Raw genomic sequence first — 19,394 nt, 5'->3', positions numbered from 1 at the left:
CTATCCCTTTCCGGCTATAACGGACCACGCTTCCCGAGACCTCGGGGAAAGGAACGCAGATGGAGTATCGCCGACTTGGCCGGACCGGCCTGAAAGTTTCCGAGATCTGCCTCGGCACCATGACCTTCGGCCACGGCACCGACATGGCGGAGACCGAACGCGTCGTCGGTAAATCCCTCGACGCCGGCATCATCTTCTTCGACACGGCCAACGGCTACAACAACGGCGAATCCGAAACGATGCTCGGCCGAGCGCTGGGCGCCCGGCGGCGTGATGTCGTAGTCGCAACGAAGGTGTTCAATCCGATGGGGCCCGGACCCAACGATTCCGGCATGTCCCGTCGCCACATCATGCAGGCGGTGGAGGACAGCCTGCGCCGCCTCGGGACCGACTACATCGACGTTTATTTCATCCATCACGTCGACGTGCAGACGCCGCTGGAGGAGATGCTGCGCGCCTTCGACGACCTGGTACGGCAGGGCAAGGTCCGCTATACCGCGTGCAGCAATTATGAAGCCTGGCGGCTGATGGAAGCGCTGTGGACCAGCGACAGCAAGGGCCTCGCGCGGTTCGAGGCGTACCAGCCGCAATACAGCCTGGTCGTCCGCGACATCGAGGAAGAGCTCGTCCCGGCCTGCGCGCTCAAGCAGCTTGGCATGGTCGTCTGGTCGCCGCTGGCCGGTGGTTACCTGACCGGAAAGTATCAACCGGGACAACAAAGCGTGGAAGGATCCCGCTCCGCCGAACGCTGGGCGTTCCCGACGCGGTTCTTCCATCCGCGACATGAAGCGATCCTGGCCGAACTGCTGGCGGTGTCCCGCGATCTCGACCGCCCGCCCGCACAGGTGGCGCTGCGCTGGGTGCTGGAGCAGGATATGGTTGCAAGCGCGATCATCGGGGCGCGGCACGCCGGACAGCTCGACGACACGCTGGCCGCCAGCGGCTGGCACCTGCCGAACGAGGCACGCGGGCGGCTGGACGCGGTGTCCGCCCTGCCGCGGCGCTATCCGCGCGCGATGGAAGACGGCATGCAGGAACGGCGGGACGGCGCCGTCCGGGTCGGCCGCGCATGATCGACCCCGCATCCGACACCGTGCTGGTCACCGGCGCCGCCGGCGCGATCGGCACCGCGCTGCGCGACGGGCTGCGCGAACATTGGCGGCACCTGCGGCTGACCGACATCAAGCCGATCCGCGACCCCTCGCCCAATGAGGAGCCGATCGTCGCCGACGTCGCGGACCGGGTCGCGCTGGAGCGGATGATGCAAGGCGTGCGCGCGGTCGTCCACCTGGCGGGGATGATCGGGAACTACGACCTCGAATCCCTCTTCCGCGTCAACGCCCGCGGCCTGTTCGACGTGTTCGAGACCGCCCGGCTTTCCGGCGTGGAGCGCATCGTCTTCGCCAGCAGCAACCATGCGTTCGGCTGCTACCCGATCACCGAACGCGTCACCCCTGCCCTGCCGCCCCGGCCCGACAGCCTGTACGGCGTGTTCAAGGTCTGGGGCGAAACGATGCTGCGGAACTATTACGATCGTCACGGCATCCGATCGGTGTCCCTGCGCATCGGCACGTACCGGACGCTGCCGATCGACCAGCGCTCGCTGGCCACCTGGCTCAGCCCCGGGGACGTCGCCCACCTGGTCGACGTGTCGCTGCGGCATCCGGATCCGGGATGCCTGGTGGTGAACGGCTATTCCAACAACACGCGGCTGAAAACCTACGATCCCAACTGGGCTTTCCTGGGATACCAGCCGCGCGACAACGCCGAGGACCATCGGGAGATGCTGCGTGCGCAGGGGGTCGACGTCGACGGTCCCGACAAGGACGAATGGGAATGGCCGGAGCACGGCGGGTCCCATGCGCAAGCGCCGGAAAGGCCGGTTCGTTCCGTCTGAAAGGGTCTGGCGCCCCCGACTTTACTCGGCGACGACGACGCCCCGCGCCGTCTGGGGATGGAACTCGCCCATGAACGGAAACCGGCCCGGCGCAAGTGGACGGAGACGGACCACGGCCGAGGCGCCGGCAGGGATCACCTTTTCCACCTTCAGGGCGGACGAATCGAACTCCTCGGCCGTATTGTCCTGGTTGTGGACGTGCAGGTCGGCCCGCTTCCCCGAGGGGATGTGAAGCTCGGCCGGCGTGAACTTGTGGTCCTTCAAAATCAGGTCGAAGCGCGGCACGTCATCGGCCCGGGCTGTCCCGATCCCGCCGAAACCAACTGCAAATACGGCAGCCATGACCACCCGGTCCAAGCCGCCCGGAAACTGCCTCATGCGTCGCCCTTCGTTCCGACCGATGCCGCGCAGCGTAGAGGGTCGGAAACGCTATTGCAACTCATTCGCGGACAGAGACGAACGAACCCCCAGCCACGTGCCGGCAGACCGGAAGGCCGATGCGGCCGGCAGCGGGCTGCGCTCCCCAAGCGCCCAGGCCGGCGGCTTCATCGGCGAACGCCTGGTCCGGCCGGCCTGGACGTCCCGCCATGCCTTCCCCGCCATCTCCACCGGGTTCACATCCCCCGGATCATGGTCCCCGAATCATGCTCCCCAGGTCATGTCCCCGGGTCATGTCCCCGGGTCATATCCCCGGGTCATATTCCCCTGAGCAGCACCACGATCAGGACGATCAGCAGGATCGTGCCCAGGCCGCCGCCGACATAGGGACCGCCATAATAAAAGCCGCCCCCGCCGAACAGCAGAAGCAGAACGATAAGAATGATAACGAGGTTCATGAACCATCCCCCGGACAAGCTGCGAAGGCCCCTGAACATTCGGCAGGCGTGAGCGTTTCAGGACCGGTCGGATTCGCGCCTTAACGTGATCCCCTCCCCGTGCGGGCCCGGGCGGACGCGCGCGGGGGCCGGTCGAACCGGCTTGACTTGGCCGACGGGGCGGGGCTTGTGTGCCGCCCCTGAGCGCCACCCCTGGCAAAACGCCTTTCAAGACCCTCGGGATACCAGACGATGCATGCCTACCGGACGCACACCTGTGCCGCCCTGCGCGGGGCCGATGCCGGCCAGACCGCCCGCCTCTCCGGCTGGGTCCACGCCAAGCGCGACCATGGCGGGTTGCTGTTCATCGACCTGCGCGACCATTACGGCATCACCCAGTGCGTCTTCGCCGCCGGCTCCCCCGCCTTCGCCGCGGCCGACGCGGTGCGCCCGGAAAGCGTCGTCACCGTCACCGGCCAGGTGGTGATGCGGGAGGCCGGGACGGTGAACCCCAGGCTGCCGACCGGCGAGGTGGAATTGCGGGTCGCCGAGATGGTGGTCCAGTCGGCCGCCGAGGTCCTGCCCATGCAGGTCGCCGGCGACGAGAAGTTCCCCGAGGACATCCGCCTGAAATACCGCTTCATCGACCTGCGGCGGGAGAAGCTGCACAAGAACATGGTGCTGCGCAGCCAGGTGATCACCTCGGTCCGGCGGCGGATGATCGAGGCCGGGTTCCTGGAATACCAGACGCCGATCCTGACCGCGTCGTCCCCCGAAGGCGCCCGCGACTTCCTGGTCCCTGCCCGGCTGCATCCCGGCAAGTTCTATGCCCTGCCCCAGGCCCCGCAGCAGTTCAAGCAGTTGCTGATGGTCGCAGGCTTCGACCGGTATTTCCAGATCGCGCCCTGCTTCCGCGACGAAGCCAGCCGAGCGGACCGCAGCCCGGGCGAGTTCTACCAGCTCGACTTCGAAATGAGCTACGTGACGCAGGAGGACGTGTTCAACACGATCGAGCCCGTCATCGCCGGCGTGTTCGAGGAGTTCGCCGGCGACCGCAGCGTCACCAAGCCCCCCTTCCCGCGCATCCCGTACGACACGGCGATGCTGCGGTACGGGTCGGACAAGCCCGACCTGCGCAACCCGATCCTGATCAGCGACGTGACCGAGCACTATGCCGGGTCCGGCTTCGGGTTGTTCGCCCGCATTGCCGCCTCGGGCGGCGTCGTGCGCGCCATCCCCGCGCCGGGCGCGGCCAGCCAGCCGCGCAGCTTCTTCGACAAGCTGAACGACTGGGCGAAGGCCGAGGGCCAGGGCGGCCTGGGCTATATCATCTATGACGCGGACGGGCCGAAGGGCCCGATCGCCCGCAACCTGGAAGCCGACCGCGCCGAGGCGATCCGCGCCGCCGCCGGGGTGCAGCCGGGCGATGCCGTGTTCTTCGTCGCCGGCAAGAAAGACAGCGCCCCCAAGTTCGCCGGCGCCGTCCGCAGCCGCCTGTGCGAGGAACTCGGCCTGCTGGAGCAAGGTGCGTTCAAGTTCTGCTGGGTCACCGACTTCCCGATGTACGAGCTGAACGAGGAAACCGGCCAGGTCGATTTCAGCCACAACCCGTTCAGCATGCCGCAAGGCGAGCTGGAGGCGCTGAACACCCAGGACCCGCTGACGATCAAGGCCTACCAGTATGATATCGTCTGCAACGGTATCGAATTGTCGTCCGGCGCGATCCGCAACCACCGCCCCGACGTCATGGTCCGCGCCTTCGAGATCGCCGGCTATTCCGCCGCGGACGTCGAGGCCCGGTTCGGCGGCATGCTGAACGCGTTCCGCTTCGGTGCCCCGCCGCACGGCGGGTCGGCGCCCGGCATCGACCGCATGGTGATGCTGCTGGCCGACGAGCCGAATATCCGCGAGGTGATCCTGTTCCCGCTGAACCAGCAGGGCGAGGACCTGCTGATGGGCGCCCCCGCCGAGATCACCCCCGCCCGGCTGAAAGAGCTGTCGCTGAAGATCGACCTGCCGCCGGCGAAGCCGAAACCCAGCGGCGGCTGATCCGGAATCTCGCGGGCGGACCATCAAAAACGCGTCCGTGCTCTTCCAAGACAGCCACCGCGCGCCCTAACGTCCAGGCGTGATGTTCGTCACTGCCGGACGCCGCCGTGCCTGCCAGCCCTTTCCGACCGCCGTCCGGTGACCGGACGAACGGACGCGGCCGCCCTCATGCCCCCCGCCCTCATGTATTGGAGTTCTTCATGCGTCTTTCCGCCGCGCTGACCGCGCTGCTCATGACCGGCGCCCTCGCCGGCCCGCCGGCTGTCGCGGCGAACACGCCCCCGCCCGCCGCGCTGCCGCCATCCGCCATGCTCGCCCATCGCGCCCTCTACACGCTGACGCTGGCACGGGCGAAAAGCCAGGACGTGATCGCCGCCCACGGCACCATGGGATACGCGGTGGCGGACGCCTGCGACGGCTGGACCAGCGAACAGCGGCTGCGCATGACGGTCACCAACGCCGACGGGCAGGAGATCGAGATGGCGTCCGACTACGCCACGTGGGAGGCCAAGAACGGGCTGAAATTCCGCTTCCACATGCGCCAGACCACCGATACCGCCGTCAGCAGCCAGACCGACGGCGAGGCGACGCTGACCAAGGCCGGGGGTCCAGGCGAGGTGCACTACACCCTGCCCAAGGACAAGACCGTGCCGCTCCCCGCCGGCACGGTGTTCCCGATGGCGCATACCGAAACCCTGCTGGCCGCCGCCTTGCACAACCAGCGCTTCCTGAACCTGCCGCTGTTCGACGGCACCGACGAGAACGGGGTCGAGGACAGCTTCATCATCGCCCTCGACCAGAAGCCGCCGATGCACACGGCCTATCCGGTCCTGTCGGCCCTGCCGAGCGCGCGGGTCCACATCTCGTTCTTCGATCATGACGTGAAGTCGATGATGCCGACCTACGAGGTCACCATGCGGTACTGGGAGAACGGCGTCGCCGACAACATGACGATGGATTTCGGCGACTTCGTCATGAACGCCAAGCTCAAGGAGTTCGCCCCGCAGCCGAAGCGCTGCTGACCCCGGGGATCAGGGGCGGCGGCGGGCGCGCTCCTCGCCGTGGTGCTCCCTCGGCTCCTCGCCGTGGTGCTCCCACTGATGCGCGGTCTCGGTCGCGTGGCGGTCCGAGTCCGGCGTTCCGGTGGGACGCTCATAGATCGCGCGCTTGTGCGACGGCCGCTTGGGCGGCGTTCCCAACGGCTTCGTCGGCCGTCCGTCGAGGCCTCCCGTCCCGGTGATCCCGGAATTGGCCGGCGGATCGCTGGCGGGGAATGTGTCGCGCAGCGCCTCGTCGCGCATGCGATCTTTGTGATCAGACATCGGGTCCTTCCCATCCGGCGCGCTGAAGGGCCGGTTCAGGCCTGAACGAGCGGACCGCGGTCGGGTTCGCCGGACGGCTTCACCGGCCCGGCGGCGCATGCCAGTTTGGCGGCCATGACCGACCCAATCCGCCCACCCCCCACCCAGCCGGATCGCGTCCAGCCGGATCGCATCCAGCCAGGCCGCGTCCGCCTGGGAATGCTGACCCCGTCCTCGAACACGACGCTGGAGCCGGTCACCGCCGCCATGGTGAGCGGCCTGCCTGGCGTGACGGCGCATTTCGGCCGGTTCCGCGTGACCGAGATCGCGCTGACCGGCGATGCGCTCGCGCAGTTCGACGACACCGCCATCCTGGCGGCGGCCGAGATGCTGGCGCATGCCAAGGTCCATACGATCGCGTGGAACGGCACATCGGCCGGCTGGCTGGGATTCGCGACGGATGAACGGCTTTGCCGCAGGATCGCGGCGGCGACCGGGATCAAGGCCGCGACCTCGATGCTGGCGCTGAACGAGGTGCTGGCGGCGACGGGCGTGAAGCGGTTCGGACTGGTGACGCCCTATATCGCGCCGGTGCAGCAGCGGATCATCGCCAACTACGCCGCCCTGGGGATCGCCTGCGTCGGCGAGCCGGGCCTGGGGATCCAGGACAACTACGCCTTCGCCGAGGTGCCGCCCGACCGCCTGGCCTCCATGATCCGTTCGGCGGCGGCGGAGAAACCGGACGCGATCGGCGTGATCTGCACGAACCTGCCCTCGGCCGGGCTGGTGGAGGCGCTGGAACGGGAAACCGGCATCCCCGTCTATGACACGATCGCGACGGCGGTGTGGAAGAGCCTCCGCCTGGCCGGGGTCGATCCGAGCCGGGTCAAGGGCTGGGGACGGCTGTTCGGGCTGGGGTTGTAGACGGGGGTCGCCGCCCCCTTCACCCCGGAACGATGGTGATCCGCCGGTTCTGCCTGCCCTTGTTCTCGATCTTCTGCACCCGCATCGGGCCGATCTCCCCCGTCCGCGCCACATGCGTGCCGCCGCAGGGCTGCAGGTCCACGAGACCATCCCCTTGCCCATCCCCTTGGCCAATCCGCATCAGCCGCAGCCGGCCGGAGCCGCGGGGCGGCTGGACCGACATGGTGCGGACAAGGCCGGGATCGGTGTCCAGCACCGATTCGTCGACCCACTCGATCCGCACCGGGTGATCGGCGGCGATCAGTGCGTTCAGCGCCGCCTCGATCTCCTCCTTGGGCGGCGGGTTCGGCAGGTCGAAGTCCAGGCGCGACTTGTCCGCGCCCACCGAACCGCCCGTCACCGCCGCGCCCTTGATCAGGCTGCACAGCAGGTGCAGCGTCGTGTGCATGCGCATCAGCCGGTGCCGGCGGTCCCAGTCGATCGTCGCCTCGACCACCGAACCGGCCGGAGGCAGCGCCGCGTCCGGCGCCGGCACGTGCAGGATGGCCGCGCCCTCGCCCTTGATGGCATCGGCGACGACCATTTCCCCGCCCGGCCAGCGCAGCACGCCGGTATCGCCCGGCTGGCCGCCGCCGCGGGCATAGAACACGGTGCGGTCCAGCACGACGCCTTCCGGCCCCGCGCTGACCACCGTCGCCGTCGTGGTCTTGAGATAGGAATCGTCCTGGAACAGCCGTTCGGTCATGTCGTTCTCCATTCCGCCCGCAGCCGGTCACGCTGCGAGGCCAGCCAGAACAGCGCCAGCGCGGCGATCACGTTGGTGATCCGTCCCGCCAGCGCTGCGGCGATGGCCTTGTCGGCCGGCCAGACGCGGACGCGGATATCCTCGTTCTCCGCCGCCAGGCCGAACGCGCCGGCCAGCCCGGCGCCATCGGCCAGCGGCGCGTCCACCCGGCCGGCATAAAGCAGGCAGACCTCGTCCGCGCCACCGGCGCTGAGGATGTAGTTCCCGACACGCTCCATCCGGTCCGCCGTCAGCCCCATCTCCTCCTGAAGCTCGCGCGCCATCGCGGCCTCGGGGTCCTCGTTCTCCTCCAGCAGGCCCGCGGGGCATTCGACCAGCACGGGGTCGAGGCCCGCGACCAGGGCCGGCAGGCGGAACTGCTCGATCAGCACCACGGCATCCGCGGCGGGGTCATAGGGCAGCATCGCCACCGCCTGGCCGCGCCGCCAGACCTCCCACGTGTGGGGCGCGGACAGCGCGCCGTCGAAGCGGCGGTTGCGGAACGTCACCACGTCCAGCGGGAACCGTCCCGACCACGCCCGGCGCTCGGCATCGATGATCACGTCCGGATGCGCGGGGATCGGCCGAGGGGTGCGGTTCGCCATGCGCCGCGTTGTAAGGCGCGGCCGGAGCCACGGCAATTCACCGCGCGAACACCGAAACGCTCTCGACCCGGGCGGAATAGAGGAACTGGTCGATGGCGGTGACGGCGCGGAGGCGATAGCCGGCGCCCTGCAGCACCCGCGCGTCGCGCCCGAGCGAGGCGGGGTTGCAGCTGACATAGATCACCGTCTTCACCCCCGACGCCGCGACCTGCCCGATCTGCGCCGCCGCCCCCGCGTGCGGCGGGTCGAGCACCACGGCGGCATACGCCCCCAGTTCCTTGGCCGAGACCGGCTGGACCGCCAGGTCCCGCGCCACCGGCTCCACCTGCCCCGCCAATCCGCCCTGGTTGACCGCCTGCCGCAGCGCGCCGAACGCCGACGCGTCGCCCTCCCACGCCGTCACCCGCGCGCGCCGGGCCAGGGCGAAGGTCAGCGTGCCGCATCCGGCATAGAGTTCCGCGATCCGCGCGCGTCCGGTCGGTTTCTCCGGCACCCCGGCCAGGACGGCCTCCACGATGGCCTGCTCCCCGGCCTCGGTCGCCTGCAGGAAGGCGCCGGGCGGCGGCCGGACGGCGACGCCGGACAGCGTCGTGGCGGCCGGGCGCAGCAGCGCGATCGTCTCCGGCTCGTTGCCCCGTTCGGCGTGGGCGACGCGCGGCAGGCCGTGATCCGCGGCGAATTGCGCCAGGGCCGTCCGGTCGTCCAGGGTCGGCGGCCCGTCGGTGCGCAGCAGCAGGTCGGGACCGGCGTCGAGCAGGTTGACGATGGCCGACCCCTCCCGCCGCAGCGCCGACAACGCGGCGAACAGCGTCCGCAGCGGCGGCAGCAGCGCCTGCAGCGCGGGATGCAGCACCAGGCAGCCGGCCAGGTCCTCGACCTCCGCCGATCCGGCCGCGTGCAGCCCCAGCACGATCCGCCGGCCGATGCGCCGCGCGGCGAAATCCATGCGCCGGCGCTCGCCGGGCAGGCCGTGGCGGAAGGGCAGCGGATCGGGCGGCGAGAACCCGGCGCGGCGCAGGGCGAAGGCGACCAGGCCGGCCTTCCACGCGCGATAGGGCGCGTCCGCCCAATGCTGCAGCGCGCAGCCGCCGCACCGGCCGAAATGCCCGCAAGGCGGCGCCGCGCGATCGGGGCTGGCGGTCTCGATCGCCTCCGCCTCGGCCACCCACCCATCGCCGCGCGGACGCAGCGGCCGCAGCCGCGCGGTCTCGCCGGGCAGCGTCAGGCGGGCATAGACGGGCGCCCCGCCGGCGAGGTGCGCGACGCCGTCGCCCTCCGCGCCGATGCGCTCGATCGTCACGGTCTCGGGCGGAGGCGTCGCCTTGCGCGCCGGCTTCACGGCGCCAGGACCTCGACGGCGACCGATTTGACCAAGGCGAGCGCCGGCGTGCCGGCGGTCAGCCCCAGGTGCTGGACGGCGTCGGGGGTGATCCGCGCCAGCAGCGTCCCGTCCGGCAAGGCCAGTTCCACCAGCGCCGCCCGCCGCGCCGGATCGCTGGTCACCGCTCGGACCGTGCCCGCGACGGCGTTGTGGATGCTGATCGCCTTCGGCACCTCCCGCGCCATGATCACTTCCCGCGCGGGAATCCGCACCCGCAGCGCCGTCCCCTCCGGCCGGGCGACGGTCGGCACGACCAACTCCGTCTCCCGCGCCCGCAGGATCGAAAGCTGGCGCGCGGGGTCATGCCGGGCGACGGTCATGCTCAGCACCGAACCGGCGTCGTCGCGCTGGCCGAACGGCAGGTCGCCGCGGGAGGTCACGGCCTCCAGCGCGCCGCTGGCGATGACGCGGCCGCCTTCCAGCAGCACCAGCCAGTCGGCGAGGCGCGCGACTTCGTCCGGCGCGTGCGTGACATAGACGATCGGCAGTTTCAGGCCGGCCTTGACCCCGGTCAGGTAGGGCAGGATCTCGGCCTTGCGCGGGCCGTCGAGGCTGGCCAGCGGCTCATCCATCAGCAGCAGGCGCGGCTGGGCGAGCAAGGCGCGGCCGATCGCGACCCGCTGGCGTTCGCCGCCCGACAGATGCACCGGGCGGCGGCCCAGCAGGGGCGCGATGTCCAGCAGGCTGACGATGTCGTCGAAGCCGATCCCGTTGCCGCCGCTCTGGTGGGCACCGTTGCCGGTGAAGCGGCGCTGGCCATAGCGCAGGTTGGCCGCCACGGTCATGTGGGGGAACAGCCGGGCGTCCTGGAAGACGAAGCCGACCCGCCGGCGTTCGGCGGGCAGGTCCGACAGGCGCAGCCCGTCGAGATCGACGGTGCAGGCATCGGCCTCCAGCAGCCCGGCGATGGCGGCGAGCAGCGTCGACTTGCCGCATCCGGACGGCCCGAAGACGACGGTGACCGCCGCCGTCGGGGCCTGGAACGCGATGTCGAGCGCCAGGTCCGGAAAACGATGGGTCAGGGCGACGGAGAGGGTCATGCGGCTGCGGCGGTGGTTGCTGGGACTACCGCTACCGCATCACGGACGCCGGCGCCATCGACCGCGTCAGGCGCGCTTGACGTTCCAGAACTGCACGAAGCCGAAGGGAATGCCGGTGATGGACTTGCTGTACGCGGTGGGCTGGAGAAGCTGGCCCAGCGGGTAGTAGGGCAGGATGTCGAAGAACGCCGCCTGGATCTCGCGCGCGATCTTCTGCTGGGTCGGGACGTCCGGGGCCTGGATCCAGGCGTCGCGCAGTTGCTCCAGCTTCGGCGCCTCCAGCCAGCCGAGCCAGCCGTTGGGACCGTTGCCGCGGATCGAGGTGTCGACCGCGGGGTTGAACATGTCCATCCCCGACCAATAGGTGAAGAACACGTTCCACCCGCCCTTGTCGGGCGCCGCTTTCGAGGTGCGGCGCTGCACGACCGTGCCCCAGTCGGTCTCCACGTCGTCGACGTTGATGCCGACCGACTGCATCATCGCGACGCCGACCTCGCCCGCCGCCTTGATCGCCGGCTGGTCGGTGGCCACCAGGGCCACCACTTTCTCGCCCTTGTAGCCCGAGGCCTGGATCGCCTTCTTCACCGCGTCCGGATCGTGCGCGCCGGTGAGCAGGTTGAGGTCGACGTCGTTCGCCATCGGCGTGCCGGGGCAGAACACGCCGACCGGGACGTGCCACAGCGACGGATCGGTGCCGGCGGCGGCGGTCATGTAGTCCGTCTGGTTGATCGCCGGCAGCAGCGCGCGGCGGAACGCCACGTTGTCGAACGGCGGATAGAGGAAGTTCGGCCGCATGCAGCCGATCAGCCCGGTGGGGTCCTGGATGCTGACCGAGAGCTTTCCGCCGCGCTTGAACAACGGCAGGTAATCGCTGGGCGGCTGCTCCCACCAGTCCATCTCGCCTGCCTGCAGCGCCGCGCCGGCGGTGGCGGCGTCGGGGATCACGTGCCATTCGACGCGGTCGAAATGGACGATCTTCGGCCCCGCCGTGAAGCTGGGCGTGCCGGTCTTGAGCGGCTGGTACTTCTCGAAGCGCTCATAGACGATCAACGAGCCCGGCACGTGTTCGTTGGCGATGAAACGATACGGGCCGCTGCCCACCATCTCGGTGATCTGCGTGAACGGGTCGGTCTTGGCCAGCCGCTCCGGCATGATCGGACACATCATGCTGCCGGTCTTGCCGAGCGCGTCGGGCAGCAGGGGGAACGGGCGCTTGAGGCGGAACACCAGGGTCTTGTCGTCCTTGGCGGACAACTCGTCGGTGGCTGCCATCAGCGTCTGGCCGAAGCTGTCGCGCTTGCCCCAGCGCTGGATCGACATCACGCAATCCTTGGCCAGCACCTTGCTGCCGTCATGGAACAGCAGCCCGTCGCGCAGCGTGATGGTCCAGGTCTTGCCGTCCGCCGACACGTCATGCCCGGCGGCCATCTGCGGCGACATCTTGTAGTCGCTTGCCTGGCCGTACAGCGTGTCGAACACCATGAAGCCGTGGTTGCGGGTGACATAGGCCGTGGTCCAGCAGGGATCGAGCACGGCGAGGTCGGATTGCGGGATGAATTTCAGCACCCGCTTGCCCGGGGCGGCCGCGCCGGGCGCGGCAAGGGCGGGCGTGGCGGCGATGCCGGGCGCGGCGAGCGCGGCGGCGGAGGTGGCGAGCAGCGTGCGGCGTTTCAGCATGGGTCAAGACACTCCGATCGGCCGGCGTGCCGGCCTGTGCAGCACGATTCCTCCACGCCGAGGATGACCGGAAATCCGTGGCCTGCGCAAGCGGCGACGCGTTTCCTCGGCTCGAACGCCGCATCGGCGTCTTCTTTGGGGATCGGTTAACCCTTCTCCGATAAGAGGGCGACCGTATGGTCAGGAACCCCATGGTGACGTCCTGACCTACGTAGGGCCGATAACATTTGGCGTCGATCAGGCCATAAGAGATGCCGTCGAAAGCATCGATCGCAAAAAGGGCCGTCTGATATTCATTCTTGAGACCCCCGGCGGATTTGCCGAGACAGCACGGAAAATCTCGGACATCGTCCGACATCATTACAAAACAGTAGATTTTCTGATTCCCGGCCACGCGATGTCGGCAGGAACGATTCTAGCCATGTCCGGTGATGCGATCTTGATGGATTATTATTCCGTCCTTGGTCCTATTGACCCTCAGATACCGGACCAAGACGGCAACCTCGTCCCCGCCTTGGGTTATCTCATTCAATATCAGAAGCTTCTCGCCAAGGGTCAGAAAGGAAGACTGAGCACGGCCGAGATGCAGCTTTTACTGAGTTTTGATCAAACAAAACTTTACGCTTATGAGCAGGCGCGCGATCTATCACGCTCATTGCTGCAATGAATGGTTAGTGAAGTACAAATTCAAGGATTGGAGCACGACAGAAACAAAGAAACAGAAAGTCACGGAATCCATGAAGAAGCGCCGCGCGAAAGAGATTGCTGACAAGCTAAATGATGTCAGGCTATGGAATTCACATGGCTATGGAATAAATATGGAGAAGCTGACCACCGAGGTAAAATTGAAGGTGGACGATTTTGGCACCAATCCCGATATGCATAAAAAATACGAAGCTACCATGGGTTGCTGTCGGATTTCATGTCTCGCATGGGCCACAGAAGCGTGGTACAGACGCGAATGGGCTATGAACCGTTGATGGTCGAAGCCTAAGGGGAGATCGATGGTTAAAAAGCTGGATATCGATGCCCTCCTGAAAAAAAATCAGAGGGTCAACCGGGACGAGTTGATCGTGGGAGCCAAGGCGCCAAGAGCTGTTGCGCCAACAGCGATTCAGGTCTCGCCTTACAGTGGAAGGCGCCTGATCGTGGACGACCGGTCAAGCCTGGATGAGAAGAAGCTGCGCAAGCCTGGATCATATATGGTCCTTTATTGATATCCTGACGCCGGTGCGCTTTTTGCAACTCCCGCACGACATAGGCGCCCGCTTGGCGAACCGGGTTCAATCGATCACGGACGGTCAAAGAGCTTAGCGATGGCGGGAGGTACCCAAGCGCGCCGACTAAACGCCGACCAGTTCATCCAGGCGACGACATCGCCGGGCTTTCCCGCGCGCGAAATCAAGCCGCCTGCGCCTGCTTCTGGATCTGGTTCAGCGCCCCGATCGTATCACGCGCAAACTTCAGCCGCGTCATGACGTCCATGTCGCGCACGATCGCCAGCTTGTGGTCCGGCCGCAGCTTCACGAAGCCGCCCTTGCTGTTCAGCCAGCGCACCAACCCGGACGGGTTGGCGAACGCGTTCCCCCGGAACGTCACCACCATGCCCTTCGGCCCGGCATCGACCTTTTCCACGCCGGCCTCGCGGCAGATGCGTTTCAGCGCGACCACGCCCAGCAGGTTCTCCACCTCGGGCGGCACCTTGCCGAAGCGATCGACCAGCTCCGCCAGCATCGCGTCGGTTTCCGCATCCGACGCCAGCGCGCCGATGCGGCGATAAAGGCCCAGCCGCACCGGCAGGTCGGGCACATAGGTCTCGGGGATCAGCACCGGCAGGCCCAGCGAGATGTTCGGCGTCCAGTCCCGGCCCTGGTTGCCGCCGCTGCCGTCGCCGGCGCGGATGTCCGAGACCGCGTCCTCCAGCATCTGCTGGTACAGCTCGATCCCGACTTCGCGGATATGGCCCGACTGCTCGTCGCCCAGCAGGTTGCCGGCGCCGCGGATGTCGAGGTCGTGTGAAGCCAGAGTGAAGCCCGCGCCCAGCGCGTCCAGCGTCTGCATCACGGTCAGCCGTTTCTCGGCTGCAACGGATAGCTTGTGGTTCAGCGGCCAGGTCAGATAGGCATAGCCACGCTGCTTGCCGCGCCCCACCCGCCCGCGCAGCTGATAGAGCTGGCCCAGGCCGAACATGTCGGCGCGGTGGATGACCAGCGTGTTCACCGCCGGCATGTCCAACCCGCTTTCGACGATATTGGTCGACAACAGGATGTCGTATTTCCCGTCGCCGAACTCCGTCATCACCCGTTCCAGCTCCGTCGGCGACAGCCGCCCATGCGCCTGCACCAGGCGCGCGTCCGGAACGATCTCGTGCAGGCGTTCGGCCATGCGGCCCAGGTCCTCGATCCGCGGCACCACGCAGAACACCTGCCCGCCGCGGAAGCGTTCGCGCTGCAGCGCCTCGCGGATGACCACCGAATCGAACGGCATGATGAAGGTGCGCACCGCCAGCCGGTCGACCGGCGGCGTGGCGATGATCGACATCGCCCGCACCCCGGTCAGCGCAAGCTGCAACGTGCGCGGGATCGGCGTCGCGGTCAGCGTCAGCACATGCACGTCGGCCTTCAGTTGTTTCAGCCGTTCCTTGTGCGCGACGCCGAAATGCTGCTCCTCGTCGACGATCAGCAGGCCCAGGTCGCTGAACTGCACCGACTTCGCCAGCACCGCATGGGTGCCGACGATGACGTTGATGTCGCCGCTGGCCAGGCCCTTGCGGACGTCGTTGGCTTCCTTCGCCGTCACCATGCGCGACAATTGCGCGACCTTGACCGGGAAGCCGGCGAAGCGCGCGGCGAACGTCCGGTAATGCTGGCGCGACAGCAGCGTCGTCGGCACCACCACCGCGACCTGCGCGCCCGACATCGCGGCGACGAAGGCGGCACGCAGCGCGACCTCGGTCTTGCCGAAGCCGACATCGCCGCAGATCAGCCGGTCCATCGGCTTGCCGGAGGCAAGGTCCTCGATCACGTCGGCGATCGCGCGGGCCTGGTCCTCGGTCTCGGCGAAGGGGAAGCGGGCGCAGAACTCGTCCCAACTGCCTTCCGGCGGCGCCAGCGTTTCGGCGTCGCGCACGCTGCGTTCGGCGGCGATGCGGATCAACTCGCCGGCCATGTCGCGGATGCGCTGCTTCATCCGCGCCTTGCGGGTCTGCCAGCCGGCGCCGCCCAGCTTGTCCAGCGCCACGCCCTGCGTCTCGCTGCCGAAGCGCGACAGCACCTCGATGTTCTCGACCGGCAGGAACAGCTTCTCGCCGCCGTCATAGATCAGCCGCAGGCAGTCATGCGGCGCGCCGGTGACGTGCAGCGTGGTCAGCCCGTCGTAACGGCCGATACCATATTCCTGGTGCACGACCAGGTCGCCCTCGGCGATCTCGGTCGCTTCGGCGATGAACTGGTCGGCGCGCTTGCGGCGCCTGGCGGGGCGGGCGATGCGCTCGCCCAGCAGGTCCTGCTCCCCGACCAGGGCCAGGCGTTCGGCGACGAAGCCGCGTTCGATCCCCAGCACCACGACCGAGACCGACCCGGCCGGCTTGCGGCGGACGGCGGCGTAGTCGTCCTCCTGCTCGACGCCGGTGAACCCGTGCTCGCGCAGCAGGTTGGTCAGCCGCTCGCGGGAGCCGCGGGTCCAGCCGGCGATGACGACGCGCCGGCCTTCGGCGGTCCAGCGTTCGGTCTGACTGCGCAACTGCTCGAAGACGTTGACGCCCGGCCCGCCGGCCCCGCTGAGGGAGCCGGCCGACTGCGCGAACACCGGCCCCGACCGGCCGCCGCCGTCGACGCCGCCGGCAGCGTCGGGCTTGGCGAAGGGGCTGAAGGCCACGACCGGCCCGAACGCCAGCATCTCCTCCCATCCGTCGCGGTCCAGGTAGAGCTGGGCGGGCGGCAGCGGGCGATACGGCACTTCCCCGTCGCGCGGCAGGACTCTGCGCGCCTGGAAATGGTCGGCGATCATCTCCAGCCGCGCCTCCAGGACCTCGTTGGCCTGGTGGTCGAGGCTGACCGAGGCGTCGGGCAGGTAATCCAGCAGGTTTTCCATCGTCTGATGGAACAGCGGCACCCAGTGCTCCATGCCCGGATGGCGCCGCCCGTCGGAGATCGACAGGTAGATCGGGTCCTTCGCCGCGTCCGGCCCGAACAGGTCGCGCCAGCCGGTGCGGAACCGGGCGATCGAGTCCTTGTCCAGCGGCACCTCGGACACCGGGCGCAGGGACACCGAGTCGCGCTTGCGCCCGCTGCGCTGGCTGGCGGTGTCGAAGGTCCGGATCGACTCGATCGTGTCGCCGAACAGGTCGAGCCGGACGGGGTCGGGTTCGCCGGCGGGGAAGATGTCGATGATCCCCCCGCGCATCGCGTACTCCCCCGGCTCCATCACCGTCCCCGCGCGGCCATAGCCGTTGGATTCGAGGAACAGCGCCAGCCGTTCGGGCTGCACCGTGCCGTTCACCGGCAGCGTCATCGACGCGCCGGCGAACACCGCTCGGGGCGGGACGCGCTGCACCAGCGCGTTGACCGTGGTCAGCACGATGCGCGGGCCCGTCGCCGGCTCCAGCAGCTTCGCCAGCGTGGCGATGCGTTCCGACACCAGCGCGGGGTTCGGCGAGACGCGGTCGTACGGCAGGCAGTCCCAGGCCGGGAAGCGCAGGACCTCGGCCTCGGGCATCGCGAAGCCCAGCGCATCGGCCAGCCGGGCCATGCGGGTGTCGTCGCGGCAGACATGGACGACGCTGCCGCCATGCTCGCGCCGGCGGCGCGCCAGCAGGAAGGCGTCCCAGCCTTCCGGTGCGCCCCAGACCTTGATCGGGTCGCTCATCGCAGCAGAAACTCTCTCATCCGCAATAGCATCGGCGTCTGTTCGTCCTCGGGGATCGGCGCGCGGCCGGTCAGCCAGTCGGCCAGCTTGTCGTCCGGGATCTCCATCACCGCTTCCAGCGCATCCATCTTGGCTTCGGACAGCGTGTCGACATGCGCGCGCACGAAACCGCCGACCATCAGATCGTTCTCATATGTGCCGCGATGGGTGGCGCGGAACAAAAGGCGGCGGCGCCGGACGGCCGCGGCATCGGGCGGTTCGGCGGATGCGAATTCGGTCATTTTGGCTAAGTGTCATATAACGCCCGCTCTGGTAGCTGTCAGCCCGTGAACCCCGCCCCGCTCGACCCGCTTTTCGCACCCCTGACCAGTCTTCGGGGCATAGGACCCGCCGTCGCGCGCCTGATCGCCAAGGTCGCGGGCGGCGAGCGGGTGATCGACCTGCTGTTCCACCTGCCCGAATCGTACCTGGACCGGTCCGCGCGGCCGACGATCCGCGCCGCGCGCCCCGGCACCGTCGCGACGCTGACGGTCGAGGTGGTGCGCCATGAACGGCCGGCGACGTCGCGCCAGCCCTGGCGCATCATCGTCCGAGACGAAACGGGCACGGCGGAGCTGGTTTTCTTCAAGTTCACGCGAGAGACGCAAACCCCGCCCGGCGCGCGCATCGTGGTGTCCGGCAAGCTCGACGTCTTCAACAACCGGCTGACCATGCCGCACCCGGACCACCTGGTGCCGGCGGAACAGGCAAGCCGGGTCCCGGTGGTGGAACCGGTCTGGCCGCTGACCGCCGGGCTGTGGCCGAACCAGGTGGCGAACGGCATGGTCCAGGCGCTGGCGCGGGTGCCCGAACTGCCGGAATGGCACGACGCGGCGCTGCTGCGGCGGGAACGCTGGCCCCCCTTCCTCGATGCGCTGCGCGCCGTGCAGGCGCCCGAAGCGGCGGAACCCGAACGCCGCCACCGCGCGCGGCTGGCCTATGACGAGCTGCTCGCGGGCCAGGTGGCGATGGCGCTGATCCGCGGCCGGGTGCGCAACCGCCAGGGCCAGCCGCTGATGGGCGATTCCCACCTGCGCGACCAGGCGCTGCGCCGCTTCGGCCATCCGCTGACGCCGTCCCAAATGCGGGCGCTGGCCGAGATCGACGCCGACCTGGCCTCGCCGCGCCGGATGCTGCGGCTGCTGCAGGGCGATGTCGGCTCCGGCAAGACGCTGGTCGCGCTGCTGGCGATGCTGCGCGCGGTGGAGGCCGGCAAGCAGGCCGCCCTGATGGCGCCGACCGAAGTCCTGGCCAAGCAGCATTTCCGGACGCTCGGCCTGCTCTGCCCGCTGCCCGTCGCCCTGCTGACCGGCTCGATCAAGGGCAAGGAGCGCACGCGGCTGCTGCGCGGCCTCAAGGACGGCAGCCTGAAGATCGTGGTGGGCACCCACGCGCTGTTCCAGGACGCGGTCGATTACCGCGACCTTGCGCTGGCGGTGATCGACGAGCAGCACCGGTTCGGCGTCAACCAGCGGCTGACCCTGGGCGCCAAGGGCGAGCGGACGGACGTGCTGGTGATGACCGCGACGCCCATCCCCCGCACGCTGCTGCTGACCCAATGGGGGGAGATGGACGTCAGCCGCCTGACCGAGAAGCCCGCGGGGCGGCTGCCGATCCGCACGACGCTGCACTCGATGGGCACGCTGCCGACGGTGCTGGAGGGGATCGCGCGCAAGCTGGACGAAGGCGCGCAGGTCTATTGGGTCTGCCCGCTGGTGGCGGAGTCCGAAGTGCTGGACGTCGCCGCCGCCACCGACCGCTATACCGAACTGCGGGCGCGGTTCGGCGACCGCGTCGGCCTGGCGCACGGCCAGCAGGCGACGGAGGTGCGCGACGCCGCCCTGGCCGCCTTCGCCGCCGGCACGATCCGGCTGCTGGTCGCGACCACGGTGGTGGAGGTCGGGGTCGACGTGCCCCAGGCCAGCGTGATGGTGATCGAGCACGCCGAACGGTTCGGCCTGGCGCAGCTTCACCAGCTGCGCGGCCGGGTGGGCCGCGGGGCGGAGCAGAGCTTCT

Annotated in this window: 19 protein-coding genes; 9 read left to right on the top strand and 10 right to left on the bottom strand. The window is 68.7% G+C overall.

Annotation, left to right across the window (positions count from 1 at the left end; genetic code table 11):
* The first annotated feature begins 59 nt into the window (after positions 1–59).
* Entirely contained in the window at positions 60–1,073 is a 1,014-nt protein-coding gene (locus VHB27_RS19830; protein WP_325603777.1) for an aldo/keto reductase, read from the top strand.
* Positions 1,070–1,897, top strand: coding sequence for an NAD-dependent epimerase/dehydratase family protein (locus VHB27_RS19825; protein ID WP_325603775.1), 828 nt, complete (start codon positions 1,070–1,072; stop codon positions 1,895–1,897). Before VHB27_RS19830 ends, VHB27_RS19825 begins: the two co-directional genes overlap by 4 nt.
* A gap of 21 nt (positions 1,898–1,918) precedes the next feature.
* Here VHB27_RS19825 and VHB27_RS19820 read toward each other — a convergent pair whose 3' ends face one another.
* Together VHB27_RS19820 and VHB27_RS19815 are read right to left on the bottom strand one after the other, a co-directional pair.
* Positions 1,919–2,275 (bottom strand): cupredoxin domain-containing protein, encoded by a 357-nt coding sequence (locus VHB27_RS19820; protein WP_325603773.1) that lies wholly within the window; start codon positions 2,273–2,275, stop codon positions 1,919–1,921.
* A gap of 317 nt (positions 2,276–2,592) precedes the next feature.
* On the bottom strand, positions 2,593–2,733 hold the full coding sequence (locus tag VHB27_RS19815; RefSeq protein ID WP_325603771.1) for a DUF3309 domain-containing protein: 141 nt from the start codon (positions 2,731–2,733) through the stop codon (positions 2,593–2,595).
* A gap of 231 nt (positions 2,734–2,964) precedes the next feature.
* Here VHB27_RS19815 and aspS point away from each other — a divergent pair, with 231 nt between their 5' ends.
* Entirely contained in the window at positions 2,965–4,761 is a 1,797-nt protein-coding gene (aspS, locus tag VHB27_RS19810; RefSeq protein WP_325603769.1) for an aspartate--tRNA ligase, read from the top strand.
* A 200-nt stretch (positions 4,762–4,961) separates the two neighbouring features.
* The gene (locus tag VHB27_RS19805) at positions 4,962–5,783 is read left to right on the top strand and encodes a cell envelope integrity EipB family protein (protein ID WP_325603767.1); all 822 of its coding nucleotides are present in this window, start codon (positions 4,962–4,964) and stop codon (positions 5,781–5,783) included.
* 9 nt (positions 5,784–5,792) lie between these two features.
* Here the strand turns inward: VHB27_RS19805 and VHB27_RS19800 are convergent, their stop codons facing one another.
* The gene (locus VHB27_RS19800) at positions 5,793–6,083 is read right to left on the bottom strand and encodes a hypothetical protein (RefSeq protein ID WP_325603765.1); all 291 of its coding nucleotides are present in this window, start codon (positions 6,081–6,083) and stop codon (positions 5,793–5,795) included.
* Between the two features lie 114 nt (positions 6,084–6,197).
* Between VHB27_RS19800 and VHB27_RS19795 the strand changes: the two genes are divergently transcribed.
* The gene (locus tag VHB27_RS19795) at positions 6,198–6,986 is read left to right on the top strand and encodes a maleate cis-trans isomerase family protein (RefSeq protein ID WP_325603763.1); all 789 of its coding nucleotides are present in this window, start codon (positions 6,198–6,200) and stop codon (positions 6,984–6,986) included.
* Positions 6,987–7,005: 19 nt separating this feature from the next.
* On the opposite strand, the gene VHB27_RS19790 is transcribed toward VHB27_RS19795, so the two are convergent.
* The 5 genes from VHB27_RS19790 to VHB27_RS19770 all read right to left on the bottom strand — a co-directional run bounded on the left by VHB27_RS19790 (position 7,006) and on the right by VHB27_RS19770 (position 12,470).
* Positions 7,006–7,731, bottom strand: coding sequence for an alanyl-tRNA editing protein (locus tag VHB27_RS19790; protein WP_325603761.1), 726 nt, complete (start codon positions 7,729–7,731; stop codon positions 7,006–7,008).
* The gene (locus tag VHB27_RS19785; RefSeq protein WP_325603759.1) at positions 7,728–8,375 is read right to left on the bottom strand and encodes an NUDIX domain-containing protein; all 648 of its coding nucleotides are present in this window, start codon (positions 8,373–8,375) and stop codon (positions 7,728–7,730) included. Before VHB27_RS19785 ends, VHB27_RS19790 begins: the two co-directional genes overlap by 4 nt.
* A gap of 37 nt (positions 8,376–8,412) precedes the next feature.
* Entirely contained in the window at positions 8,413–9,714 is a 1,302-nt protein-coding gene (locus tag VHB27_RS19780; RefSeq protein WP_325603757.1) for a class I SAM-dependent RNA methyltransferase, read from the bottom strand.
* Entirely contained in the window at positions 9,711–10,796 is a 1,086-nt protein-coding gene (gene modC, locus VHB27_RS19775) for a molybdenum ABC transporter ATP-binding protein (RefSeq protein ID WP_325603755.1), read from the bottom strand. Before modC ends, VHB27_RS19780 begins: the two co-directional genes overlap by 4 nt.
* A gap of 66 nt (positions 10,797–10,862) precedes the next feature.
* A complete protein-coding gene (locus tag VHB27_RS19770) occupies positions 10,863–12,470 on the bottom strand; it encodes an ABC transporter substrate-binding protein (RefSeq protein ID WP_408904026.1) in 1,608 nt (535 codons plus the stop codon).
* Positions 12,471–12,546: 76 nt separating this feature from the next.
* Here VHB27_RS19770 and VHB27_RS19765 point away from each other — a divergent pair, with 76 nt between their 5' ends.
* The 3 genes from VHB27_RS19765 to VHB27_RS19755 are packed head-to-tail and all read left to right on the top strand — an operon-like array spanning position 12,547 to position 13,690.
* On the top strand, positions 12,547–13,140 hold the full coding sequence (locus VHB27_RS19765; protein ID WP_325603795.1) for an SDH family Clp fold serine proteinase: 594 nt from the start codon (positions 12,547–12,549) through the stop codon (positions 13,138–13,140).
* Positions 13,141–13,147: 7 nt separating this feature from the next.
* Entirely contained in the window at positions 13,148–13,453 is a 306-nt protein-coding gene (locus tag VHB27_RS19760; protein ID WP_325603751.1) for a hypothetical protein, read from the top strand.
* A 24-nt stretch (positions 13,454–13,477) separates the two neighbouring features.
* Positions 13,478–13,690 (top strand): hypothetical protein, encoded by a 213-nt coding sequence (locus tag VHB27_RS19755; protein ID WP_325603748.1) that lies wholly within the window; start codon positions 13,478–13,480, stop codon positions 13,688–13,690.
* A gap of 184 nt (positions 13,691–13,874) precedes the next feature.
* Here the strand turns inward: VHB27_RS19755 and mfd are convergent, their stop codons facing one another.
* Positions 13,875–17,339, bottom strand: a complete 3,465-nt coding sequence (gene mfd, locus VHB27_RS19750; protein ID WP_325603746.1) for a transcription-repair coupling factor — start codon at positions 17,337–17,339, stop codon at positions 13,875–13,877.
* Positions 17,336–17,620, bottom strand: coding sequence for a succinate dehydrogenase assembly factor 2 (locus VHB27_RS19745; RefSeq protein WP_325603744.1), 285 nt, complete (start codon positions 17,618–17,620; stop codon positions 17,336–17,338). The genes mfd and VHB27_RS19745 overlap by 4 nt, the downstream gene beginning before the upstream one ends.
* A gap of 45 nt (positions 17,621–17,665) precedes the next feature.
* Between VHB27_RS19745 and recG the strand changes: the two genes are divergently transcribed.
* The coding region (gene recG / locus VHB27_RS19740; protein WP_325603742.1) for an ATP-dependent DNA helicase RecG at positions 17,666–19,394 on the top strand (1,729 nt) is incomplete at its 3' end.

The sequence above is a fragment of the Rhodopila sp. genome (assembly GCF_035548235.1).
Classification (GTDB): domain Bacteria; phylum Pseudomonadota; class Alphaproteobacteria; order Acetobacterales; family Acetobacteraceae; genus Rhodopila.
Note: the sequence above shows the minus strand (reverse complement) of the source record. Positions and strands in the feature narration are given on the sequence as shown.